Consider the following 21,552-nt stretch of genomic DNA (forward strand, 5'->3'; position numbering starts at 1 on the left):
AGGCATAAACAAAACAAACAAACACACTATCGAGTTCACAAACAACACCCACACACCCAAACAACCAAGCCAAAAACCCAGCCACCCAAGCAGTGAACCACCACCACAAACCCACTCACAAGCTCGCGGCGACAGGTGAATAATCTACACACCCCCCACCCACAAGTCAACCCAAAACACTATGACCCCCACCACACACACAACAAACCCACCAAACACAACGAAAAGAGGGCATCCGAAGATTATCGGATGCCCTCTTCGACGGGTCAATCAGCTCAGTTCAACGACCGCCAGATTCTTGCGTCCCTTGCGAATGAGAGCCAAACCACCTGCAAGAACGTCACTTTCGCTCAAGACAGCTTCCGGATCCTCCACCTTGACATTGTTGACGGAGGCGCCACCTGAAGAGATGGTGCGACGGGCCGCAGTCTTGCCCTTCTCGAAACCGAGGGCGACGAGAGCGTCCGCCACGGTTGACTCACCGATGGTCACAGACGCACGCGGAAGGTCGGCGGTCGCGGCGGCCAGGGTGGCCTCGTCAAGATCGCGGATGTCACCGCCACCCCAGAGGGCATCGGTTGCCGCCAGAACGCGCTCAAGCTGTTCCCTGCCGTGCACGAGCTCGGTCACGGAGGCGGCCAGCGCCTTCTGCGCGGCGCGCTGGTGGGGACGCTCGGCGACCTCGACGGCCAGCGCTTCGATCTCTTCGCGAGACTTGAAGGTGAAGATCTTCAGGAAGCGCACGACGTCCTCGTCCGCGACCTGCAGCCAGAACTGGTAGAACGCGTAGGGGGTCATCATCTCCGGGTCGAGCCAGATGGCGCCGCCCTCTGACTTGCCGAACTTCGTACCGTCGGCCTTGGTGATGATCGGCGTGGTCATCACGTGCGTGTCGACGCCTTCGACCTTGCGGATCAGGTCGACGCCGCCCACCATGTTGCCCCACTGGTCGTTGCCGCCGGTCTCGAGGGTGCAACCATTGCGACGGTACAGCTCGAGGAAGTCGTTGGCCTGGAGGACCTGGTAGGAGAACTCCGTGTACGAGATGCCTTCATCGGAGGCGATGCGGCGTGCGACGATGTCTTTGTTCAGCATGGTCCCCACGCGGAAGTACTTGCCAACGGTACGCAGCAAGTCGATGGCGCTCATCTCCTGGGTCCAATCCAGGTTGTTTACCATCTTTGCGGCGGCCGGTCCCTCGAAGTCCAAAAACTTCGAGATCTGAGCGCGTAGGCGCTCCGCCCAGCCACGCACAACCTCGGTCGACTGGAGCTGTCGCTCGCCGCTCTGGCGGGGGTCGCCAATCTGGCCGGTCGCACCGCCCACGAGTGCGAGTGGACGGTGCCCGGCGAGCTGCAGGTGGCGCATGACGATCAGCTGGACGAGATGACCGTGGTGTAGGGAAGGCGCCGTCGGATCGTAGCCGCAATAGAAGGTGACAGGTCCGGCGTTCAGGTGCGCGCGAAGCGCCTCGAGGTCGGTGTGCTGCGCGATCAGCCCACGCCACTGCAGGTCGTCCAGGATGTCTGTCACGAAAGTTGTCCTTCCTTGCGGATTTAACTGGTTGTTGTGGTTGTCAGTGTATCGGCTTCCCAGCCAGCGGCGTTAGCGCAACGCAGCGGCCGCCCAGCCACGGGCGTCCGCGAGTCGATCCTTGGCCTCGTCGAGCTGTTCCGCGACACGCACGGGGGCGGTGCCGCCGCGGCCGAGGCGGGCGCCGACCGATCCCTCGACAGTGAGCACGGAGCGTACCTCGGGGTCGAGGTGGGACGAGGCCTGGGCGAGTTCGGCGTCCGTCAGGTCGGCGAGTTCCACTCCCCTGGCTTCGGCGAGGCGCACGCAGGCGCCCGAGATCTCGTGGGCATCGCGGAAGGGAACCCCGCGCTTGACGAGCCATTCGGCGATGTCGGTGGCCAACGAGAAGCCCTGAGGAGCCAGCTCAGCGAGGCGCTCGAGGTGGATGGTCATCGTGTCGATCATGCCGGCGACGGCGGGGCACAGAACGTCGAGGGTATCGATCTGGTCGAAGACCGGCTCCTTGTCCTCCTGGAGATCACGGTCGTAGGCGAGAGGAAGAGCCTTGAGGACGGCGAGGAGACCGGTGAGATCACCGATGAGCCGACCGGCCTTGCCGCGCGCGAGCTCGGCGACGTCCGGATTCTTCTTCTGCGGCATGATCGAGGAACCGGTCGAGTAGGAATCGTCGAGGGTGACGTAGCCGAACTCCTTCGTGTTCCAGATGACGATCTCCTCGGACAGGCGGGAGATGTCGATGCCGATCTGGGCGCAGATGAAGGAAAACTCGGCGACGACGTCGCGCGCGGCGGTGCCATCAATTGAGTTCTCAACGGAGTCGGTAAAGCCGAGAGCCGCGGCGACGCGACGCGGATCCATGCCGAGAGTATTGCCGGCCAGAGCCCCGGAGCCGTAGGGCGAGATGGCGGCGCGCTTGTCCCAGTCGCGCAGGCGGGCCACGTCGCGCAGGAGCGGCCACACATGTGCCAGCAGGTGGTGAGCAACGAGGACGGGCTGCGCGTGCTGCATGTGGGTACGTCCAGGCATGACGGCGTCTCCCGCACGCTCGGCCTGGCCGAGGAGGGCGCTAGCAATGTCGAGAATTCTCCCGGCCAGGTGACGCGCCTCCTGACGCAGGTACACGCGGATAAGGGTCGCGATTTGATCATTACGCGAGCGACCCGCACGCAGTTTGCCGCCCAAAGTCGCTCCAGCACGGTCGATGAGACCGCGCTCGAGCGCCGTGTGAACGTCCTCATCGTCGGGGCTAGGCACGAATCCTCCGGACGTAACGTCAGCATCGAGCCTGGCGAGGGCATCGTGCATGTCCGCGCACTCCTGGTCGGTCAGAAGGCCGACGCGGTGCAGCTCGTCAGCGTGCGCGTGCGACCCGGCGATGTCGACGTGGGCGAGACGGAAATCGAAATGGGTTGACACGCTCAGGGCAGCAAGCGCCTGCGATGGGCCGCCAGTGAAGCGGCCACCCCACAGGGACACGTGCGTTTCGGACTGCGACATGGTGGACCTCCCAGGATCAACAACGGAAATACAGCTATGACTCAAGAGTATTCGAGATACTGGCGGGCCGCCGACGGCCACACTACGGGTACTTCTCCACGCACCTTCACCCAGGTCGCGATAATGACAAAGAGCATCCAGTTGCCTTCGAACAGCAGGCGGGACTCGGTGAAGGATTGGATGAACATCGCGATCATGAGAACCGCGGGGATAACATCCCACAGGTTGTCGTCGATGTGGGCAACCGCCACCTTGACGACTCGGTACAGGGTCCAGATGATCGCAGCACTCACGAGGAATGCACCGACGACGCCTGTCGTCAGCGCTGCCTCCACGAAGACGTTATGTGCCTGGTTCGTCGAGGTTCCATCCTCGCGCACGACCAAGCCAGCGAAGGGGTCGAGCCACGTCGGCCAACCGATAAACCAGCCCCAGCCGCCGATCGGGCGCTCGACAACGAGGGGTTCTGCGGCGTGCCAGATGACTGAGCGTCCGCTCATATCGGGGCTGCGTCCGAAGGAATCAGCGATCCAATGCCGCGCAAAGAACGCGCCGATGCCTGCAACCACACCCATGCCAGCGAAGATTGCGACGACCTTCAAGCGCATGTGCACGGGCACTCGGCGTTGGACGACCAGGCCCGCGATGACGATGAAACAACCTGCGGTCGACAGGGCCACCGTCGCGGACTGGGTCAGCAACATTGTTGCCCCGCATGCAGCGAGCCACACGAGCGTCGATGGGAGGGCCCGCCGCGTCTGCATGTAGCGCAACACCAGGCACACTGCCAGGAGAAGCGCAACAAACGCCAGAGGGTTGCGGTTTCCAGGAAAACCCTGGATCGGCCCTCCCTCCAGCAATCGACCGTCCACCCAGTATGAGGACGCTGGAAGGTGGCCTCTGCCCCACAAGGTCGGGGGCGCGAGAGGTCCCAGGTGAGCGAAAGCGACCACAGCCTCGAGAATGAATGAGGAGGAAATAATCCATTGAAAGGCCAGAATGAGTGTTTCGACGAGGGCTGTGAGGGGCAGCGCCACGGCAACCGCTATCGATACGAGCGTCAACACGATCTGCATCACGGAATACTGGGCACTGAGCAGCGGATCAATCGACCAGACACTAGTCAGTGCACACCAGGCAACAAAGAAACTGATCGTCGTCGGGAATCGGCGCAGTGACAGGGAACGACCGGACGTTCGGAAAAGAATCACGAAAGCCACGAGAAGTATCAGCATCGGCACGAGGGACCCGATGTCGCCGAAGATTCCGCGAATGCCCTTGCCCGCGAATCCGACAAAGAACATGCCCGCGACCGTGTAGCGCATCATCCGCTCGCGCGTGGCCTGTTCTGAATCGATGCCCGCGGTAGCCTCGATCGCTGCGCTCGCTTCGTACGTCATATACGACACAGTAAGCGAGGCGGGAGCGCCCTCGCCGACGCTCCCGCCTCTTGAAACCCAACTGAGACATTCCCTGTGAGAGAACCCTCAATAAGTACTCAGTACCCCATATTGACACCGAAACGAACGTCGCGCGCCGCCGCAAGCTTGGACTGCAGACCGTAGATGTCGATGAATCCGCGCGAGGAAGACTGGTCGAAGGTATCGCCCGTCTCGTAGGTCGCGAGGTTGAAGTCGTACAGAGAGGACTCCGAGCGGCGGCCATTGACGGTGGCGCGACCACCGTGCAGGATCATACGGATGTCGCCGCTCACGTAGCTTTGCGTGTGCTCGATGAAAGCATCCATCGACTTCTTCAGTGGCGAATACCACTGGGCCTCGTAGACGAGTTCACCCCAGGTTTGCTCGAGCTGGCGCTTGTAGCGGTGCTGCATGCGCTCTAGGGTGATGGATTCGAGGGCCTGGTGAGCCTCGATGAGAGCGACTGCGCCGGGCGCCTCGTAGATTTCGCGGGATTTGATGCCCACGAGGCGGTCCTCGACCATGTCAATGCGACCGATGCCCTGGGCGCCGGCGCGGCGGTTCATCTCCTGGATCGCCTCAAGCGGGGTGACCGGGCGTCCGTCGATGGCGACGGGGATGCCCTTATCGAAAGTGATGACAACCTCGTCGGGCAGCGGTGGGTAGGTCGGGTCGTCGGTGTAGACGTAGACGTCCTTGGTGGGAGCGTTCCACAGGTCCTCGAGGAAGCCGGTCTCGATGGCTCGGCCCCACACGTTCTGGTCGATCGAGAAGGGGTTATGCTTCGTGGTTTCGATCGGCAAGTTATGTTTCTCGGCGTACTCGATGGCGACGTCGCGGGTCAGGGCAAGGTCGCGCACCGGGGAGATGCAGTCCATGTCGGGGGCCATCGACGTGATCGAGACCTCGAAGCGAACCTGATCGTTTCCCTTGCCGGTGCAGCCGTGAGCGACGGTGGATGCACCAAATTCGCGGGCCGCCTTGACCAGGTGTTTGGTGATGACGGGGCGTGAGAGCGCGGAAACAAGAGGGTATTTACCCTCGTAGAGCGCGTTGGCCTTCAGCGCGGGCATGCAGTATTCGTTTGCGAATTCATCGCGGGCGTCAGCGACGTACGCTTCCACAGCGCCACAGTCGAGCGCTCGCTGACGGATGACCTCAAGATCCTCGCCACCCTGGCCAACGTCGACGGCAACAGCGACGACCTCGCGGCCGGTCTGTTCTCCGATCCATCCGATGGCGACGGAGGTATCCAGGCCTCCTGAGTAGGCTAGGACAACGCGGTCTTTGCTCGACATGTGGGTTCCTTCCGGGGGTATTTTTCGTGGGTTCGTGTGCCCGCTCGTGCGGACGAGGCCGGGGCTAGTTGTCGGGGAGAGCACCGGGTTCCGCGAGGGCGAGGAGCACGCGTTCCATGGTGGCGGCGTCCTGTTCGGAGCGGCAGATGACCAAGATGGTGTCGTCGCCGGCGATCGTTCCTGCGACTTCTTCTCGCCGGACAGCGTCGATGGAGGAGGCAAGCAGGTTAGCTGCGCCGACCTGGGTGCGCAGCACAAGCTGGTTGTCGACCTTGACGGAGGTGACGAGGAGTAGCTGGCACCACCGTGCAAGCCGCACATGTGCGGCTTCGGCGTCGTGGGTCGCGCCGCCGTCATGGTCGGGCACCGTGTAGATGAGCGCACCGGAGGCGTTACGTACTTTTGTTGCCCGCAGGTCCATGAGGTCGCGCGAGAGAGTCGTCTGCGTGACATCGATGCCTCGCTCCGCCAAGCGCGAGCGGAGTGCTTCCTGGCTTCCGATGGATTTGGAGGCAAGGAGGTCACGGATCATCTCATGCCTGGCGCTCTTTGTGCTCGGGAACGCGGCTACTGAACTCATATGCATGATTATACATATTCATGCATATGTTTGCACAAGCGGATGAGAGGCGTGCTCTGTGCACCTCATAAACGATGCTGTCAGCCCTTCAGAGCATCAACAATCTCATCGGCCCACCGCTCAATGGCCTCCCAGTCACGGAAGTCACCCTCGACAACGCCAGCCAGACGGGCGACGGAACGCTCGCGCAGTGAGAGAAGCGATGGCTTGTAACGGCCCGGGAAAGTACGCAGCTCACGACACTTCACGTGCGTCAACAGCGGGCCGACGCGAGAGCCGTCCTGCTTGGAATGCTTGGGGACACCGTTCATGCCGACCGAAAAAGCCCACACCTGCCCGACAGGGAGCTGGTCCTTGAAGCGTTCCATGAAGTCGTGCGCCTCGGGCATCCACTGGAGAATATACGTGGCGGAGCCAACAATCACGGCGTCGTAGTCCGCAACCGAGGTGACATCGGCGGGTGCGAGACGATCAACGGTGATGCCACTCGCTTCGATGCGTTTGGCAATCGCGTCGGCGACCTCATCCGTCGCCCCATGCTTGGATGCTGCAGTTACAAGGATGTGCATAGCCACATACTAAAGCGAAGGCCGGTCGAATCAGCAGGCGCAACGCCCCAAATGAGTGGGGGACCACAGTGAGATTCGACCGGCCTTCGTGCGGCGTCGTCAGGCGCGCAGCGAGGCTCCAAGCACCTTGGCAGCCTTAGTGACCACCTTCTTGCGGACAGCCTCGGATTCTTTAGCGGTCAACGTGTGATCGGCAGCGCGCAAACGCAGGGCGAAGGCAAGCGAACGATAGCCGTCGGGCACTTGGTCGCCCTCGTAGATGTCAAAGAGGGTGACAGACTCGGCGAGGGGACCAGCGCCCTGACGAACGATCTGTTCGACCCGCGCTGCCGGAATATCCGACGGGACGACCAGCGCGATGTCTTCCTTGGCCAGCGGGAACGTCGAGACGGCCTTGACCTGGATCGGATCGACACTCATGTGCGCAATCAGCGCGTCCACGTCAATCTCGAAAGCACAGGAGCGCGCCGGCAGGCCGAAGGCACGGCAGGCCGAAGGCGAGAGCTCGCCGGCCAGCGCCACGTCCACCAGATCGCGTCCGGCACGCACAAAGACGCGGGCAACGCGACCCGGGTGGAAGGGGGCAACATCCGCAGGATCAGTTGCAGGCGCAGGCATCGGAGCACCCTTGTGGGCGGACACGTGATCCACCCACGCGCGTGTCACCTCGACGCGCACACCAAGATCGGAGGCGACGCGGCGAACGTATTCGAGAGCATCAGCCCAGTCGTAGGCACGAGGCGAGGACAGGACGCCCGTAGCTTCTGCCGCGCCGGTGAGAAGACCACCGATGTGCCACGGCTGGGCGGGGATGCCTGCCTCGAGCGCTGCGAGCACCTCGTCGGAGGGGCGCTCCTTCGCCCCGGGAAGCAGCGAGGGAACGGTTCCGTGGGGTCGGGCAACCTTGGCGATTTCGAAGACAGCGACGTCCGCATTGGAGCGTGAAACATTGCGGCCAGCGACATCTAGCAGCGTGTCGAGCACCGAGGTACGCAGCCAAGGTGCATCGTCCGCCATTGGGTTACGCAGACGCAAGGCCTCACGGCGCGGATCGGAAGCGGGAATACCCTGACGGTCCCACGTATCGGATACGAAGGGGTAGGACTCAACCTCAACAAGGCCGCCCTGTGCCAGCGCCGACGCGGCGAGGCGACGAGCCTTCTGTGCTGTTGTCAGGCCGTGACCCGCTGGGACGGTGGGCATAACAACGGGGATGTTGTCATAGCCATCGAGACGTGCGACCTCTTCAACCAGGTCGGCGGGCGCCGTCAAATCGGGGCGCCACGAGGGCGCCGTCACCGTGAAGAGACCATCACAAGGACCCTCAACACGGCAGCCAACCGTGGTCAGCAGCTCCGCGATGCGCTCGGGGCCGTGCTCGACACCGGTGAGGCGCTTCACTTCACCCACGGGCAGCGAAATGACGGTCGCACCCTGACGCTCGTCCACGTCAGTCACTCCCATATCGATCGTGCCACCGCCGTACTCAACCAGCAGTTCAACGGCACGCTGTGCGGCGACCTGAGGCAGAGCCGGATCGCTTCCACGCTCGAAACGCTTCGAGGACTCGGAGTGAAGCTTGTGGCGGCGGGCACTGCGTGCAATCGAGACGGCATCGAAGTGAGCGGCCTCGAACAGGATGTCCGTGGTATCCTTCGCAACCTCAGAGTAGGCGCCGCCCATGACACCGGCGATGCCGATGATGCGAGAACCCTCGCCCTGGGGTGAATCGGTGATGAGCAGATCCTGGGGATCCAGCTCGCGCTTCTCCTCGTCCAGGGTCACGAGGGATTCGCCCGCGCGGGCACGACGCACGACGATAGGAGACGCGAGCGCTCCCAGGTCGTAGGCGTGCATCGGCTGCCCCAGGTCGAGCATGACGTAGTTCGTGATGTCGACGGGCAGCGACAGGGAGCGCATACCGGCGGCCTCGAGGCGCTCCACCATCCACCGCGGGGTGGGGGCGGCGGGGTTCGTACCGCGAACAATGCGGGCCACAAAACGGTCGACGCCCGCTCGCCCACGGATCGGCGCATCGTCGGAGAAGACGACGGGGAAGCCGTCGGCATTGGGTGCAGGCGGCTCGGCTGCAACGACGCCGGGCAGGCCCGGGTCGCGGAAGGCCGAGCCCGTCGAGTGGGAGTACTCGCGTGCGATGCCGCGCATCGAGAAACAGTAGCCGCGGTCCGGAGTCACGTTGATCTCCAGGATTTCCTCTCCCAGGCCGAGCCAGGACACGATGTCGGTGCCCACCGCGGGGATCTCACGATCCGGGAAGTACTGCGGCAGGACGATGATGCCACTGTGGTCCTCGCCCAGGCCCAGCTCGCGCGCGGAGCAGATCATGCCGTCGGAGACGTGACCGTAGGTCTTGCGCGCGGCGATCTGGAAGTCGCCCGGCAGCACGGCTCCCGGCAGCGAGACGACCACCAGGTCGCCCACGTCGAAGTTGTGCGCGCCGCAGATGATGCCACGGCTGGGCAGCTCCGAAGGCTCCTTACCCGTGCCGGGGGCATCGTTGTACTCGCCGACATCCACACGGCAGTAATTAACAGTCTTCCCGTTCGAGGCGGTCTCCTCCACCCGCGTCAGAACGCGGCCCACGACGAGGGGGCCGATGACGCGAGCGGGGTGGATCTCTTCTTCCTCGAGACCGACCTTGACCAGGGCAGCAGCAAGGGCCTGCGCGTTCGTGCCGTCGACGATGTCGACGTGCTCGGCCAGCCAGCTCAGCGGAACCATAGGCATGTCAGTTTCCCCTTCCATTAATGCCGAACTGCTGGGAGAAACGGACGTCTCCCTCGACAATGTCGTGCATGTCAGCGATGCCGTGACGCAGCATCAGCGTGCGTTCGATCCCCATACCGAACGCGAAGCCCGAGTAGACCTCAGGATCGATGCCGTTGGCTCGCAGAACGTTGGGGTTGACCATGCCGCAGCCACCCCACTCGATCCAGCCAGGACCACCCTTCTTTTGCGGGAACCACAGGTCCATTTCGGCACTGGGTTCAGTGAAGGGAAAATAGGAGGGACGCAGGCGGGTCTTCGCCTCGGGGCCGAACATGGCCTTGGCGAAGTGGTCCAACACACCCTTCAGGTGCGCCATCGTCAGGTCCTTGTCGACCGCGAGGCCCTCAACCTGGTGGAACACCGGCGTGTGCGTCGCGTCTAGCGCGTCGGAGCGGAACACCTTGCCCGGGCACGCCACGTACAGCGGCACGCCGCGGGCCAGCATCGAGTGGGACTGCACGGGGGACGTGTGCGTGCGCATCACCAGGTGGCCGTCCTCCTCCTTCTCACCGCCCACGCTGCGGCCGTCAATGTAGAGGGTGTCCTGCATCTGACGAGCAGGGTGGTCAATATCAAAGTTCAGCGAGTCAAAGTTAAACCATTCGTGTTCAATCTCGGGGCCTTCAGCAATGTCCCAGCCCATGGCGACAAAGAAGTCAGCGACCTCTTCCATGAGCGTCTCCAGGGGATGACGGGCACCGGCGGGACGCCGACGCGTGGGAACCGTGACATCCACGGATTCCTCGAGGAGCATGCGGGCCTCGTGCTCGGCGGCGAGAACCTCCTTGCGGGCCTCGAGCGCCTCGGTCAACGCCTTGCGCGCCTGCCCAAGGTTCCTGCCAGCCAGACCACGCTGGGAGGGCTCTAGTGAACCGATCGTACGGTTCGCGCTCACGAGCGGTGCTTGATCTCCGAGAAGCGCAGCGCGGACGGTCTTGAGAGCGTCCAGCGAATCGGCTTCTTCAATATCGACGAGGCCCTGGGCGCGAACCGCGTCGACGGCGGCCTCGTCAAGAGGATCAAGGTCAGGGGCAATGCCAGCCATGTCCTGCTTCCTTCTTTCCTACTGGGGTCATTACTGCGCGCACCACGCGCACCGCCCTCCATCCTACCTGTTCGCCTATCCTCACAGCTCACTGGGTTCGCCACCGCGCTACCCTGGAAGCCGTGAATGCGCGTCAGCGCCACCCGTTGTCTCATGACAGGAAGTCCATGTCTCACATCACGAATCCTGACGGATCGGCTCCCACCTCGTCCTCCGCCTCCCCCCTGTTCAACGCCCGCCGAGTGCGCATCCAGCACATTGCGCGAGCCAAGGCCGAGGGCATCCCGTTGACCATGCTCACAGCCTACGATGCACTCACCGCACCGATCCTCGAAGCTGCCGGCGTCGACATGCTTCTCATCGGCGACTCGCTGGGCAACGTCATCCTGGGACACTCATCCACCCTTCCCGTCACTCTTGAAGATATGGAACGCGCCACGGGCGCAGTGGCCCGTTCGACCTCGCGCGCAATGATCGTCGCAGATCTACCCTTCGGCACCTACGAGGACTCCCCCGAGCATGCCTTTGCCTCGGCCACCCGCCTCATGAAGGCCGGCGCCCACGCGGTCAAGCTCGAGGGCGGCGAAGCACGCGCGCACATCATCTCCGCACTGACCGACGCCGGCATCCCCGTGTGCGCCCACCTGGGTTACACGCCGCAGTCCGAAAACACACTGGGTGGGCCGCGTATGCAGGGCCGAGGAGACGGAGCCGATCAACTGCGACGAGACTCGCTCGCGGTCCAGGAGGCCGGAGCTTTCGCCGTTGTCTTCGAAATGGTGCCGGCAGCCATCGCCACCGAGCTGACGCGCACATTATCTATCGCGACAATCGGCATTGGCGCCGGCCCGAACACAGACGGCCAGGTCCTGGTCTGGTCCGACATGGCCGGTTACTCCGACTGGACGCCCTCATTTGTACGCACGTTCGGGACGCTCGGAGCAGCCCTACACGAGGCCGCCTCCGACTACGTCGAGGCGGTACGCGAACGTACCTTCCCCGGACCCGAGAACTACAAAAACGCCTGACCGCGACACCTAAACAGGAGAAAGCAACCATGGAAGCATCACCGCTGGCACGCCGTGCACCCCTGGGCACGCTGAAGCCCGGACGTGTCTCGGCCCGACGCGCCGTGCCTGAGCACATCGCGCGCCCCGAATACATGTTCCACGACGGCCCCGAGCGCGTCACGACCTCGGACATCAAGAGCCCCGAGACGATCGCGAAAATCCGCGAGGCCGGGCGCATCGCCGCGGGCGCCATCGAGGCCGTGGGCGCCGCCATCGCGCCGGGCGTGACCACCGACGAGCTGGACCGCATCGGTCACGAGTACCTGCTCGCCCACGACGCCTACCCCTCATGCTTGGGCTACATGGGCTTCCCCAAGTCCATCTGTTCCTCGATCAACGAGGTCATCTGCCACGGCATCCCCGACGACCGCCCGCTCGAAGACGGCGACATCATCAACATCGACATCACGGCCTACAAGGACGGCGTCCACGGCGACACCTGCGCCATGTTCGAGGTCGGCACGGTCGACGAAGAGTCCCACCTGCTCATCGAGCGCACCAAGAACGCGATGATGCGCGGCATCAAGGCCGTGGGTCCGGGCCGCGAAATCAACGTGATCGGGCGCGTCATCGAGGCATACGCGAAACGATTCGACTACGGGGTCGTGCGCGATTACACGGGCCACGGTGTCGGCGAGGCCTTCCACTCGGGCCTCATCGTCCCCCATTACGACGCGGCCCCCGCCTACGACACGGTCATGGAGGTCGGGATGGTCTTCACGATCGAGCCCATGCTGACGCTGGGCACCGTCGAGTGGGAGCGCTGGGACGACGATTGGACGATCGTGACCGCCGACCGCTCGCGCACCGCGCAGTTCGAGCACACGATCGTCGTGACCGAGGACGGGGCCGAGATCCTGACCCTTCCCTGAGTACCACTCCCCCACGGCCCGCCTCGTTTTCTCACGATATGAGGCGGGCCGCGCTCATATCGTTAACGGATTGTTCTTTTTGCGGTGGCGTCCGTTACAATTTAGATACGTCGGGCCCCAGGGGCCCGCGTTCAAAAAGGTACGCATTACCCGAGGAGGGGTCATGGTTCAGGTCGCTTGCGGCATCGACATCGGCGGATCCGGCGTGAAGGGTGCGCTGGTTGATCTGGAGACCGGCGAGTATATCGGCGACCAGATTCGTATCCCCACCCCCAATCCCGCCACTCCTGAAGCAGTCGCAGCGGTCTGCCGTCAAGTCATCGACAAGCTCGACGTCAAGGTCGGCGTACCAATCGGCGTTACTTTCCCCGCCCCTGTCTTTAACGGTGTCATCCCCTACATGGCGAACCTCGATCAGTCGTGGGTCAACATCAACGTTGACGACCTCATGCAGCGTTACCTCGGACGAGCTGTCGTCGCTCTCAACGACGCGGATGCCGCGGGCATCGCCGAGGTCGCCTATGGTGCAGCGAAAGGCCGTGACGGCGTTATCGTCTTCACAACCCAGGGCACGGGCATTGGATCGGCGATCATCGTGAACGGCATGCTGCTAACCAACACGGAGCTGGGGCACCTGGAGATCGATGGCACCGATGCGGAAAAGAACGCGTCCTCGGGCCAGAAGACTTTGCAGGGGCTGAACTGGGAGCAGTGGGCACAGCGTCTGCAACGCTACTACAGCCACGTGGAGTTCTTACTCAATCCCGATCTGTTCGTTGTGGGCGGCGGAGTATCGGAAAACCACGAAAAGTTCATGCCGCTCCTAAAGCTCAAGACCCCGATGATTCCGGCGAAGTTACTGAACACCGCTGGCATCGTCGGCGCAGCCTACTACGCGGCGCAGCACGCCTGAGCACACGCGCACAGTGCACGCAAACGGAAGGACCCCGACGTGCGTCGAGGTCCTTCCGGGATCTGTCAGCCTATACGCCGGGTTCTGTTCCTCGCGCCGTTACCGGACACGCGGTGGCGACCATCTATCTAGGACCGTCGTTACCGACGGCCTCCAGCAACCTACCCGCAGGCGTGAGGCGGGCCGCCCTGCCTGCTGCTCGATCTTGCTCCGGGTGGGGTTTACCTAGCCGACGCGGTCGCCCGCGCCGCTGGTGAGCTCTTACCTCACCTTTTCACCCTTACCCCCACGAATCGTGGAGGTGGTTTCTTTTCTGTGGCACTGTCCCGCGGGTTACCCCGGATGGCTGTTAGCCATCACCCTGCCCTACGGAGCCCGGACGTTCCTCGAGCGTTTCCGCGCGCGGCCGCCCGACCGGCAGATCCGCATTGATTCTAGCGCGCCGAGCGACCAGCGCGCGATAGGGTGAGTACATGTTGATCTGGTTACCCCCGTCGGAGGGGAAGAACGCGCCCGCGGTCGGGTCCGCCCTGTCGCTGGAGTCCCTCTCTCACCCGGGTTTGACCGCCGATCGCCGCAAGGTCGCCGACGCTCTCATCGAGCTGGGCGCAGGTTCGCAGGCGGCAAGCACACTCAAAGTCGGCGATCGTATCGACCTCTCCGTGAACGAGACTCTCATGAGTGCACCCTGCGCCCCGGCCTCGTCCCTGTTCACCGGCGTTCTTTTTGAAGCGATCACGGCTGCCGCGCCCGATGCCTGGGAGGGCACGGGCACGGAAGCCGTCTCAGTGTTTTCCGGTCTCTTCGGGGTGCTGTGCCCCACTGACGCCATTCCTGATCACCGCCTAGCCATGGGCGTGTCTCTGCCTGGATTCGGCGTACTGTCCACCTGGTGGGCACCGCGGCTCGATGCGGCACTGCGTGAAGAGGCTTCGGGGCAGGTCGTCCTCGACGCGCGCTCGGGTCCCTACCGGGCGGCATGCAAGGCTCCCTGGGCACGCGTGTGGGAGCTGCGCGTCGTGCGTGAAGCAGGCGGGAAGAGGAGAGTCGTCTCTCATGACGCGAAGCGCTGGAGGGGTGCTGTCACGGGCAGGCTCCTGGCCTCGGGCGGCTACGCAGCTGCCGACACTGTCGAATGTGAACAGCAACTGACGGACGCTGCTCATTCCGTGACGTTGCGCGATGCTCGCGGGGGCGAACACCGCGTCACGGACGTCGAATTCGGCGCTGAGAAGAAAACAAAAGACGGCGGTACGACACGCGCGCTCACGTTGGTGACCAATTAACCGCCGAGCTGTGCTGGAAACCTGCGGGGCGGTATCTGGCCGGGGAACCCACGACGCAGGCTAAACATACGTTTGGTCGCGCATGGACGACGTCATCCGTGTCCTCGTCCTCAGCGGGGCGTGTTCGCCGACGTTCTTACGACGATTTGGGAAGTGTCCTCGGTCAAGTAGAGTTCGTCGGCGGGGGTCAAGCGGATTCGCTCAAGCTCCATGGGACTCAGGTCGGCGGCAACGCCGATGCCATAGCCGTCGCGCACTTCAATAACCGCCAGTGCACCATTGAGGCGACGCGCCTCCTCGTATTCCTCCAAGAGTGCGTGCGGCAGACGCTCGACCAGCTCCCGGCGGGCCGCAATGACGCGCCGAAGCTCATCGTCAGCTTCGGCGACATCTGCTTCAAATTCGGCTTTAAGCCGCTCGATGTCGTCGGCGATGGCTTGGGCCTCGACCTTCATCTTCTCCTGCGCGGTCTGGGCGGTCTCAATGCGTTCCTCAGCTTCCACCTGGTCGTTTTCGAGCTTGGCCAGGCGGCGGTCCATTTGCGCGATCTCGTGTTCCATGGCGGAGATGTCACGCAGGGGTACCTGGTTGGCGTCGATGCGACCCTGCTGGCGCTTACGGCGCTCGGAAACTTTGGCGATCTCGTCCTCGATGCGCGCAACCTCGCGGCCACTGTCCGCAATGAGGGCGTTCTGACTGATCGCAGCACGTTTCAGATCGGCGATGCGGCCCGCGAATTCGCGAACGGTCGCGTGGGCGGGGTGAGAGTCGCGCTTATGGCGCAGCGCCGATTCCTTCTGGTCAAGCTTCTGCAGCTCGAGAAGGTCGAGCTGGTCGGTGTGCGTCGCTTTCACGCTAGTTCTCCCTGAGTGACTCGGTGGCTGGTCCATGGCTCGGTGACAATCGTAGAGACTTCGACGCGAAGTTCCACATTGGCGCTGCGTGCGGCCTCACGAAGCTTTCGTGCGAGGACGGGCAACCACGGGGACTCTGTGGCCCAGTGGGAGCCGCACAGCAGCGCGGGGGAACCACCCTCGAGGTGCTCGGAGGCCGGGTGGTGGCGCAGGTCGGCAGTCAGGTACACGTCGACGTCGGCGGCGCGCGCCGCGTCCAGTGCACTGTCCCCCGCGCCACCCAGGACGGCGACCCGACGCACTGCCATGGCCTCGTCCCCTCCGACGAGGAGACACGTGGGACCGGCGGGGAGCACGGAGGCGACGTGGTCGGCGAAGGCTCCCAGCGTCGCGGGTTCGACGGTCCCGACGCGGCCCAGGCCGATGTCGTGTCCCTCGGCGTCCGTCCCGCAGGGTTCGAGCGGGACGGTGTCACGCAGGCCGACCAGGTCGGCGAGGGCCGTCGCGACGCCCTCGCAGGCGACGTCGGCGTTCGTGTGCGCGTTAAAGAGGGAGATGCCGGCACGGATCAGCCGTGTCACGACCGCTCCCTTGGGGTCCGTGACCGGCAGGAAGGAGGCACCGCGAAGGAGTAGCGGGTGGTGCGTGATCACCATGTCGTAGGGCTGCCCGTCCCCGGCCGGCCCGGCGACGGCCTGCTCGGCGATGGCAGCGGTGGGGTCGAGGGCGAGGAGGAGTGAGCGCACCGGGGCGTCGGGGTCGCCGACGATGAGGCCGACACGATCCCAGGGCTGCGCGGTGGCCTGCGGGTACCAGGACTCCATGAGGGCCATCACGTCGCGGACACGCCACGAGGCTTGGGCACAGTCGTGGGCGTCGGGTTCGGAAGAATGAGAGGACAATCGCATGCGCTAAGCATACCGGACCCCCAACAAGCAAGGGACCATGCCCGCGACTATGATCACATCCGTGCAGATTTTGAGTCTTCTCGACCATGGGTTGGTCGATTATTCGCGGGTTGACGCGCTCCAGCGCTCCCTGCACGAGGACGTCCTCGCAGGCGGCGAGGACACGCTGATCGTTTCTCAGTTCGCGCCCACGTGGACGGCTGGACGCCACACGAAGCCGCAGGATATTCCCTCCGCGAGGATCCCGGTGATCCGCACGGATCGCGCGGGGTCGGCGACCTGGCACGGGCCGGGTCAGCTCGTCGTCTACCCCGTCGTGCGCCTGAAGGAACCCGTCGATCTCGTCCAGTGGATCCGCGCGGTCGAGGCCTCGGTCATCGACACGGTGCGCGAGGCGTGGGGACTGCCGGTGCATCGCGTCGCGGGGCGCGCGGGCGTGTGGCTGACCGAGGAGGGGCGCCGCGACCGCAAGATCTGCGCGATTGGTTTAAAGGTCGCGCGCGGGGCAACTCTGCACGGCGTCGCCTTGAACGTCGACATTGACCGCGCCCACGCGTTCGAAGGCATTATTCCCTGCGGCCTGACCGACGCGGACGTGACCTCCCTGTCCTGGGAGGGCATCCACACAACCGTTGCCGAGGTCGCGACGCAGCTCATCCCGCGCATGGTGGAGCACATCTCCCCGTGCCTGGCCACCCAGCCCGCTTCCGTTTCCTACACGACGAGGTCACCCCTATGAGTACCCTGCCTGATCCCGAAGGACGCAAGCTCCTGCGCATCGAGGTGCGTAACTCGCAAACGCCGATCGAGAAGAAGCCGGAGTGGATTCGCACGACCGCGAAAGCCGGCGAGAACTACCAGGACATGCGTTCACTTTCCCACGCGAAGGGCCTGCACACGGTGTGTGCCGAGGCGGGGTGCCCCAACATCTACGAGTGCTGGCAGGACCGCGAGGCGACGTTCCTGCTCGGCGGAGCCCTGTGCACGCGCCGCTGCGACTTCTGTGACATCGCGACGGGGCGTCCCACGGAGTACGACAAGGACGAGCCCCGCCGCATCGCCGAGTCGGTGCGTGACCTGGACCTGCGCTACGTGACGATCACGGGCGTGACCCGAGACGATCTACCCGACGGCGCCGCGTGGCTGTATGCGCAGACGTGCCGCCTCATCCACGAGCTCAACCCGGGCACGGGCGTGGAGCTCCTCGTGGACGACTTCCGTGGTCAGGCCGAGTCGATCGACATGGTCATCGAGGCCGGCCCGCAGGTTTTCGCGCACAACCTGGAGACGGTGCCACGCATCTTCAAGAAGATACGTCCCGCCTTCAACTACGATCGCTCGCTCGCGATGATCAAGCGCGCCCACGACGGCGGCATGGTCACCAAGTCGAATCTGATCCTGGGCATGGGCGAGACGCGCGAGGAAGTCAGCGCCGCCATGCGCGACCTGCACGAGTCGGGCTGTGACCTGCTGACGCTCACGCAGTACCTGCGTCCTTCTCCCCTGCATCACCCGATCGACCGCTGGGTGCACCCGGAGGAGTTCGTGGAGCTGGCCGCTGAGGCCGAGGAGATAGGCTTCGCCGGTGTCATGGCCGGGCCCCTCGTGCGTTCCTCCTACCGTGCAGGCCTGCTGTGGGCCAAGGGCATGCGTGCCCGCGGCTTTGAGATCCCCGAGCAGCTGCGCCACATCGCCAATTCCGGTTCGACGCTCCAGGAGGCCGGTTCGGTCCTGGCGCGCCTGAAGGAGCGCTCGGAGCGTCACGCGGCCATGGCAGCCGCGAAGGCCGCCTCGGCCTCGTGACCCCCGACTATTCGCCCACCCGGGCCCTCCTGGCCGCCGCGCGCCGCCACCCCGAGCGGCTCTCCCTGGTCGACGCGGTGACGGGCCAGGAGTGGAGCGTGCGCGAGGCCGCCGATACGGTCGCTCGCCTGGCTCGCGCCTTCGCGGAGGCGGGCATCGGCGAGGGCACGCGCATCGCCGTCGTCGGCGCGAACTCGCCGTGGCACTACATCGTGCACGTGGCGGCCTCGTGGCTGCGCGCGGTGACGGTTCCGCTCTCCCCGCGCATGCCTGCCTCCGCGCTCGCGTCGATGTGCGAACAGGCGGACGTCTCGTGGGTGTTCCACGACGAGGCCTCCTCCCCCACTGCGCTCGCCCTGGCATCCGCGGGCGCGCGCCGGGCGTCGTTTGGTGACCTGGCTGCCTGGGTGGATCGCGCGGCGCCGATGAGCACCGCGCCCGCGCGCTGCGGAGATGAGCTGGCGGCCGTCCTGTTCACCTCCGGGTCGACGGGCACGCCGCGTCCCGTCGAGCTGACCCACGAGGTCATGTGGTGGGGGTCGACGAATTTCCGCGAGGGCTTCGACTACGCACCGACCTCGTCGGTCGTGGGCGTGTGCGCGCCCGCCAGCCACATCGGAGGCTTCAACGGCACGTCGATGGACGTGTGGACGCACGGCGGGACGCTGGTCACGCTCGGTTTCCCAGGCTCCTTCGACGCGCGCGGCGTCATCGACGCGATCGAGCGATACGGGATCACGATGATGTTCGCCGTGCCCGCGATTGTGCGTGCGTTGCTTGACGAACATGAGCGTGGCGGCGGCGATCTGTCCTCGTGGACGCGCCCGCTGATCGGCGGGGACGCGATGACGGCGGATCTGGCGGAGGCGATGCGTCGCGTGGGCCTGTCTCCCATCCACGTGTGGGGCATGACGGAGACGTCGGGGGCCGGAACGGTTGCGTCGCCGCAGTGCGGCGCGCCCGCCGGATCACTGGGCGTTCCGTTCCCCTACGTGGACCTGCGGGTGATGGCCACCCCCGAGCGCGAGGCGGGCGTCGGCGAGATGGGCGAGATCTGGGTGCGCGGACCCGGCGTCGTGCGCGGCGAGGAGTGGCTGCGCACCGGCGACCTGGCGACGAGGGACGCGAACGGCTGGCTGCACATGGTGGGACGCGCCCACCGCATGATCAACACGGCCGGTGAGCTGGTGGCTCCCCCGAGCGTCGAGCGCGCGCTACGAACCCTGGACACGGTGTCCGATGCCCTCGTCGTGGGGCTGCCGGACGAGCGCTGGGGGCAGATCGTCGCCGCGCTCATCGTGCCTTCTCCCAAGGGCCGTGCCCAGGCCTCGTCGATGAGCGCCGACGCGCTGTCGGAGGCCCTGCGCGAGGCCTTAGCGCCGTGGGAGAAGGTGCGGCGGATCGTGGTCGTGGACGAGTTGCCGACGACGGCGACGGGCAAGCCCGATCCTCTCGCGGCGGCGGAGCTGTTCTCGGCGTCGGAACGCTAGAGACGGGTGCGTGAGACTTCACACTTTATGCGCACCGTATTTAGGTAAGATTAGCCTTGCTTTATCAAAGGAGAGTCTTATGCCCCGCCATCGCATCGTCATTATTGGCTCCGGTTTCGCTGGCCTGACGGCTGCTCGCCGACTGAAGAAGGCAGACGCCGACATCACCATCCTGGCCCGCACGTCGCACCACCTGTTCCAACCTCTGCTCTACCAGGTGGCCACGGGTATCCTCTCCGAGGGCGACATCGCCCCCACCACGCGCGAGATCCTGCGCCGCCAGAAGAACGTCACGGTCTTGCAGGCTCTCGTCGAGGAGATCGACGTCGAGGCTCGCGTCGTGAAGTGGCGCAACCACAACAAGTACGAGCGCACCGAGTACGACACGCTGATCGTCGCGGCGGGCGCGGGCCAGTCCTACTTCGGCAACGACCACTTCGCGGTGTTCGCGCCGGGCATGAAGACGATCGATGACGCGCTCGAGCTGCGCGCGCGTATTTTCGGCGCGTTCGAGCTGGCCGAAATCGAGACCGATCCTGCTCTGGTGGGCAAGCTCCTCACCTTCGTTGTTGTGGGCGCGGGCCCGACGGGCGTCGAGATGGCGGGACAGATCCGCGAGCTCGCCTCTCACACGCTGAAAGGCGAGTTCCGCAACATCGATCCGACGAAGGCGCGCGTCATCCTGGTGGACGGCGCAGCTCATCCACTCCCCCCGTTCGGCGAGAAGCTCGGCCATAAGACCGAGGAGGCGCTGACGAAGCTGGGTGTCGAGATGAAGATGAACGCCTTCGTCACCGACGTGGACGCCGAGGGCGTGACGCTGAAGTACGAGTCCGGCGAGGAGGAGCGGATCGAGTCCGTGTGCAAGGTGTGGGCCGCGGGTGTGTCCGCGAGCCCGCTGGGCCGGGTCCTGGGCGAGGCGACGGGCGCCGAGGTGGACCGCGCGGGCCGCGTGAGCGTCAACAAGGACCTGACTCTGCCGGGTCACCCCGAGATTTTCGTGCTGGGTGACATGATGGCGTTCCCGGGCGTGCCCGGCGTCGCGCAGGGCGCCATCCAGTCGGCGCGCTTCGCCGCCGACACGGTGGCGGCGCGCCTGGCGGGCCGCAAGCCGAAGGCGACGGAGTTCTCCTACTTCGATAAGGGGTCGATGGCGACGATCGCGCGTTTCAAGGCGGTCGTGAAGATGGGCAACACGAAGATGACGGGCTTCACCGCGTGGGTGGCCTGGTGTTTCCTGCATCTGCTGTACATCGTCGGCTTTAAGTCGCAGGTGGGCACGCTGGTGAATTGGTTCTTCAGTTTCCTGTCGGGTGCGCGTTCGCAGCGCACGACGACGAACCAGCAGATGGTGGGCCGCCTGGCGATGGAGCAGCTGGGGGCGGGCGCGTCCGGCAAGCTCGTCGCCGGCGAGGACGTCGTCGAGGAGCGCATGCACGAGGCCTGAGCGGGCCATGCTCTGATGGTCTCTTCAGGCGCGCGTTCGGGCACAGATTGAAGGCGCGCTGACAAACAGGCAGACAGGCACGGTGTGGGGCCGGAAGTAAGAGCTTCCGGCCCCACGCTGTCACACGTTTTAACGTGTGGTCACATGGACTGGCTGTGATGTGTAGACTGTGT

18 protein-coding genes and 1 other RNA gene are annotated in these 21,552 nt (G+C 64.7%); 8 read left to right on the forward strand and 11 right to left on the reverse strand.

Annotation, left to right across the window (positions count from 1 at the left end; genetic code table 11):
* Positions 1-270 precede the first annotated feature (270 nt).
* The 8 genes from tyrS to pheS form a co-directional block, all read right to left on the reverse strand.
* Entirely contained in the window at positions 271-1,533 is a 1,263-nt protein-coding gene (gene tyrS, locus RYL44_RS07565; RefSeq protein WP_314975591.1) for a tyrosine--tRNA ligase, read from the reverse strand.
* A 72-nt stretch (positions 1,534-1,605) separates the two neighbouring features.
* Positions 1,606-3,033 (reverse strand): argininosuccinate lyase, encoded by a 1,428-nt coding sequence (gene argH / locus RYL44_RS07570; RefSeq protein ID WP_314805301.1) that lies wholly within the window; start codon positions 3,031-3,033, stop codon positions 1,606-1,608.
* Positions 3,034-3,074: 41 nt separating this feature from the next.
* A complete protein-coding gene (locus RYL44_RS07575) occupies positions 3,075-4,433 on the reverse strand; it encodes an O-antigen ligase family protein (protein ID WP_314975592.1) in 1,359 nt (452 codons plus the stop codon).
* Between the two features lie 98 nt (positions 4,434-4,531).
* The gene (locus tag RYL44_RS07580) at positions 4,532-5,752 is read right to left on the reverse strand and encodes an argininosuccinate synthase (RefSeq protein ID WP_073983230.1); all 1,221 of its coding nucleotides are present in this window, start codon (positions 5,750-5,752) and stop codon (positions 4,532-4,534) included.
* 64 nt (positions 5,753-5,816) lie between these two features.
* Positions 5,817-6,338 carry an arginine repressor gene (argR, locus tag RYL44_RS07585; protein WP_314975593.1) on the reverse strand — a complete coding sequence of 174 codons (522 nt, stop codon included), beginning with the start codon at positions 6,336-6,338 and terminating at the stop codon, positions 5,817-5,819.
* A 74-nt stretch (positions 6,339-6,412) separates the two neighbouring features.
* The gene (locus RYL44_RS07590) at positions 6,413-6,901 is read right to left on the reverse strand and encodes a flavodoxin domain-containing protein (protein ID WP_073983228.1); all 489 of its coding nucleotides are present in this window, start codon (positions 6,899-6,901) and stop codon (positions 6,413-6,415) included.
* 99 nt (positions 6,902-7,000) lie between these two features.
* Positions 7,001-9,649 (reverse strand): phenylalanine--tRNA ligase subunit beta, encoded by a 2,649-nt coding sequence (pheT, locus tag RYL44_RS07595; RefSeq protein ID WP_314975594.1) that lies wholly within the window; start codon positions 9,647-9,649, stop codon positions 7,001-7,003.
* Between the two features lies 1 nt (position 9,650).
* Positions 9,651-10,736 (reverse strand): phenylalanine--tRNA ligase subunit alpha, encoded by a 1,086-nt coding sequence (pheS, locus tag RYL44_RS07600; RefSeq protein ID WP_314805298.1) that lies wholly within the window; start codon positions 10,734-10,736, stop codon positions 9,651-9,653.
* 167 nt (positions 10,737-10,903) lie between these two features.
* On the opposite strand from pheS, the gene panB reads away from it, so the two are divergent.
* The 3 genes from panB to ppgK all read left to right on the forward strand — a co-directional run bounded on the left by panB (position 10,904) and on the right by ppgK (position 13,591).
* Positions 10,904-11,764, forward strand: coding sequence for a 3-methyl-2-oxobutanoate hydroxymethyltransferase (gene panB / locus RYL44_RS07605; protein ID WP_276740590.1), 861 nt, complete (start codon positions 10,904-10,906; stop codon positions 11,762-11,764).
* A 29-nt stretch (positions 11,765-11,793) separates the two neighbouring features.
* Positions 11,794-12,678, forward strand: coding sequence for a type I methionyl aminopeptidase (gene map / locus RYL44_RS07610; RefSeq protein WP_276740588.1), 885 nt, complete (start codon positions 11,794-11,796; stop codon positions 12,676-12,678).
* A gap of 163 nt (positions 12,679-12,841) precedes the next feature.
* A complete protein-coding gene (ppgK, locus tag RYL44_RS07615) occupies positions 12,842-13,591 on the forward strand; it encodes a polyphosphate--glucose phosphotransferase (RefSeq protein ID WP_073983224.1) in 750 nt (249 codons plus the stop codon).
* 57 nt (positions 13,592-13,648) lie between these two features.
* On the opposite strand, the gene rnpB is transcribed toward ppgK, so the two are convergent.
* Positions 13,649-14,013: RNase P RNA component class A (rnpB, locus tag RYL44_RS07620), an RNA gene on the reverse strand.
* Positions 14,014-14,064: 51 nt separating this feature from the next.
* Here rnpB and RYL44_RS07625 point away from each other — a divergent pair.
* Positions 14,065-14,877: a YaaA family protein gene (locus RYL44_RS07625; protein ID WP_276740721.1), complete on the forward strand. Its 813-nt coding sequence runs from the start codon at positions 14,065-14,067 to the stop codon at positions 14,875-14,877.
* A gap of 110 nt (positions 14,878-14,987) precedes the next feature.
* Here RYL44_RS07625 and RYL44_RS07630 read toward each other — a convergent pair whose 3' ends face one another.
* A complete protein-coding gene (locus RYL44_RS07630) occupies positions 14,988-15,731 on the reverse strand; it encodes a zinc ribbon domain-containing protein (protein ID WP_073983222.1) in 744 nt (247 codons plus the stop codon).
* Entirely contained in the window at positions 15,728-16,639 is a 912-nt protein-coding gene (locus RYL44_RS07635) for a Nif3-like dinuclear metal center hexameric protein (protein ID WP_314975595.1), read from the reverse strand. The genes RYL44_RS07630 and RYL44_RS07635 overlap by 4 nt, the downstream gene beginning before the upstream one ends.
* A gap of 61 nt (positions 16,640-16,700) precedes the next feature.
* On the opposite strand from RYL44_RS07635, the gene lipB reads away from it, so the two are divergent.
* The 4 genes from lipB (at position 16,701) to RYL44_RS07655 (ending at position 21,379) form a co-directional block, all read left to right on the forward strand.
* Positions 16,701-17,378 (forward strand): lipoyl(octanoyl) transferase LipB, encoded by a 678-nt coding sequence (gene lipB, locus RYL44_RS07640; protein WP_314768288.1) that lies wholly within the window; start codon positions 16,701-16,703, stop codon positions 17,376-17,378.
* Positions 17,375-18,442 (forward strand): lipoyl synthase, encoded by a 1,068-nt coding sequence (gene lipA, locus RYL44_RS07645; RefSeq protein ID WP_276740727.1) that lies wholly within the window; start codon positions 17,375-17,377, stop codon positions 18,440-18,442. Before lipB ends, lipA begins: the two co-directional genes overlap by 4 nt.
* Positions 18,439-19,932 (forward strand): class I adenylate-forming enzyme family protein, encoded by a 1,494-nt coding sequence (locus RYL44_RS07650; RefSeq protein ID WP_314975596.1) that lies wholly within the window; start codon positions 18,439-18,441, stop codon positions 19,930-19,932. Before lipA ends, RYL44_RS07650 begins: the two co-directional genes overlap by 4 nt.
* A 79-nt stretch (positions 19,933-20,011) precedes the next feature.
* A complete protein-coding gene (locus RYL44_RS07655; protein ID WP_314975597.1) occupies positions 20,012-21,379 on the forward strand; it encodes an NAD(P)/FAD-dependent oxidoreductase in 1,368 nt (455 codons plus the stop codon).
* Positions 21,380-21,552: the final 173 nt, after the last annotated feature.

Origin of the sequence: Actinomyces bouchesdurhonensis (assembly GCF_963540955.1) — a bacterium.
Classification (GTDB): Bacteria; Actinomycetota; Actinomycetes; order Actinomycetales; family Actinomycetaceae; genus Pauljensenia; species Pauljensenia bouchesdurhonensis.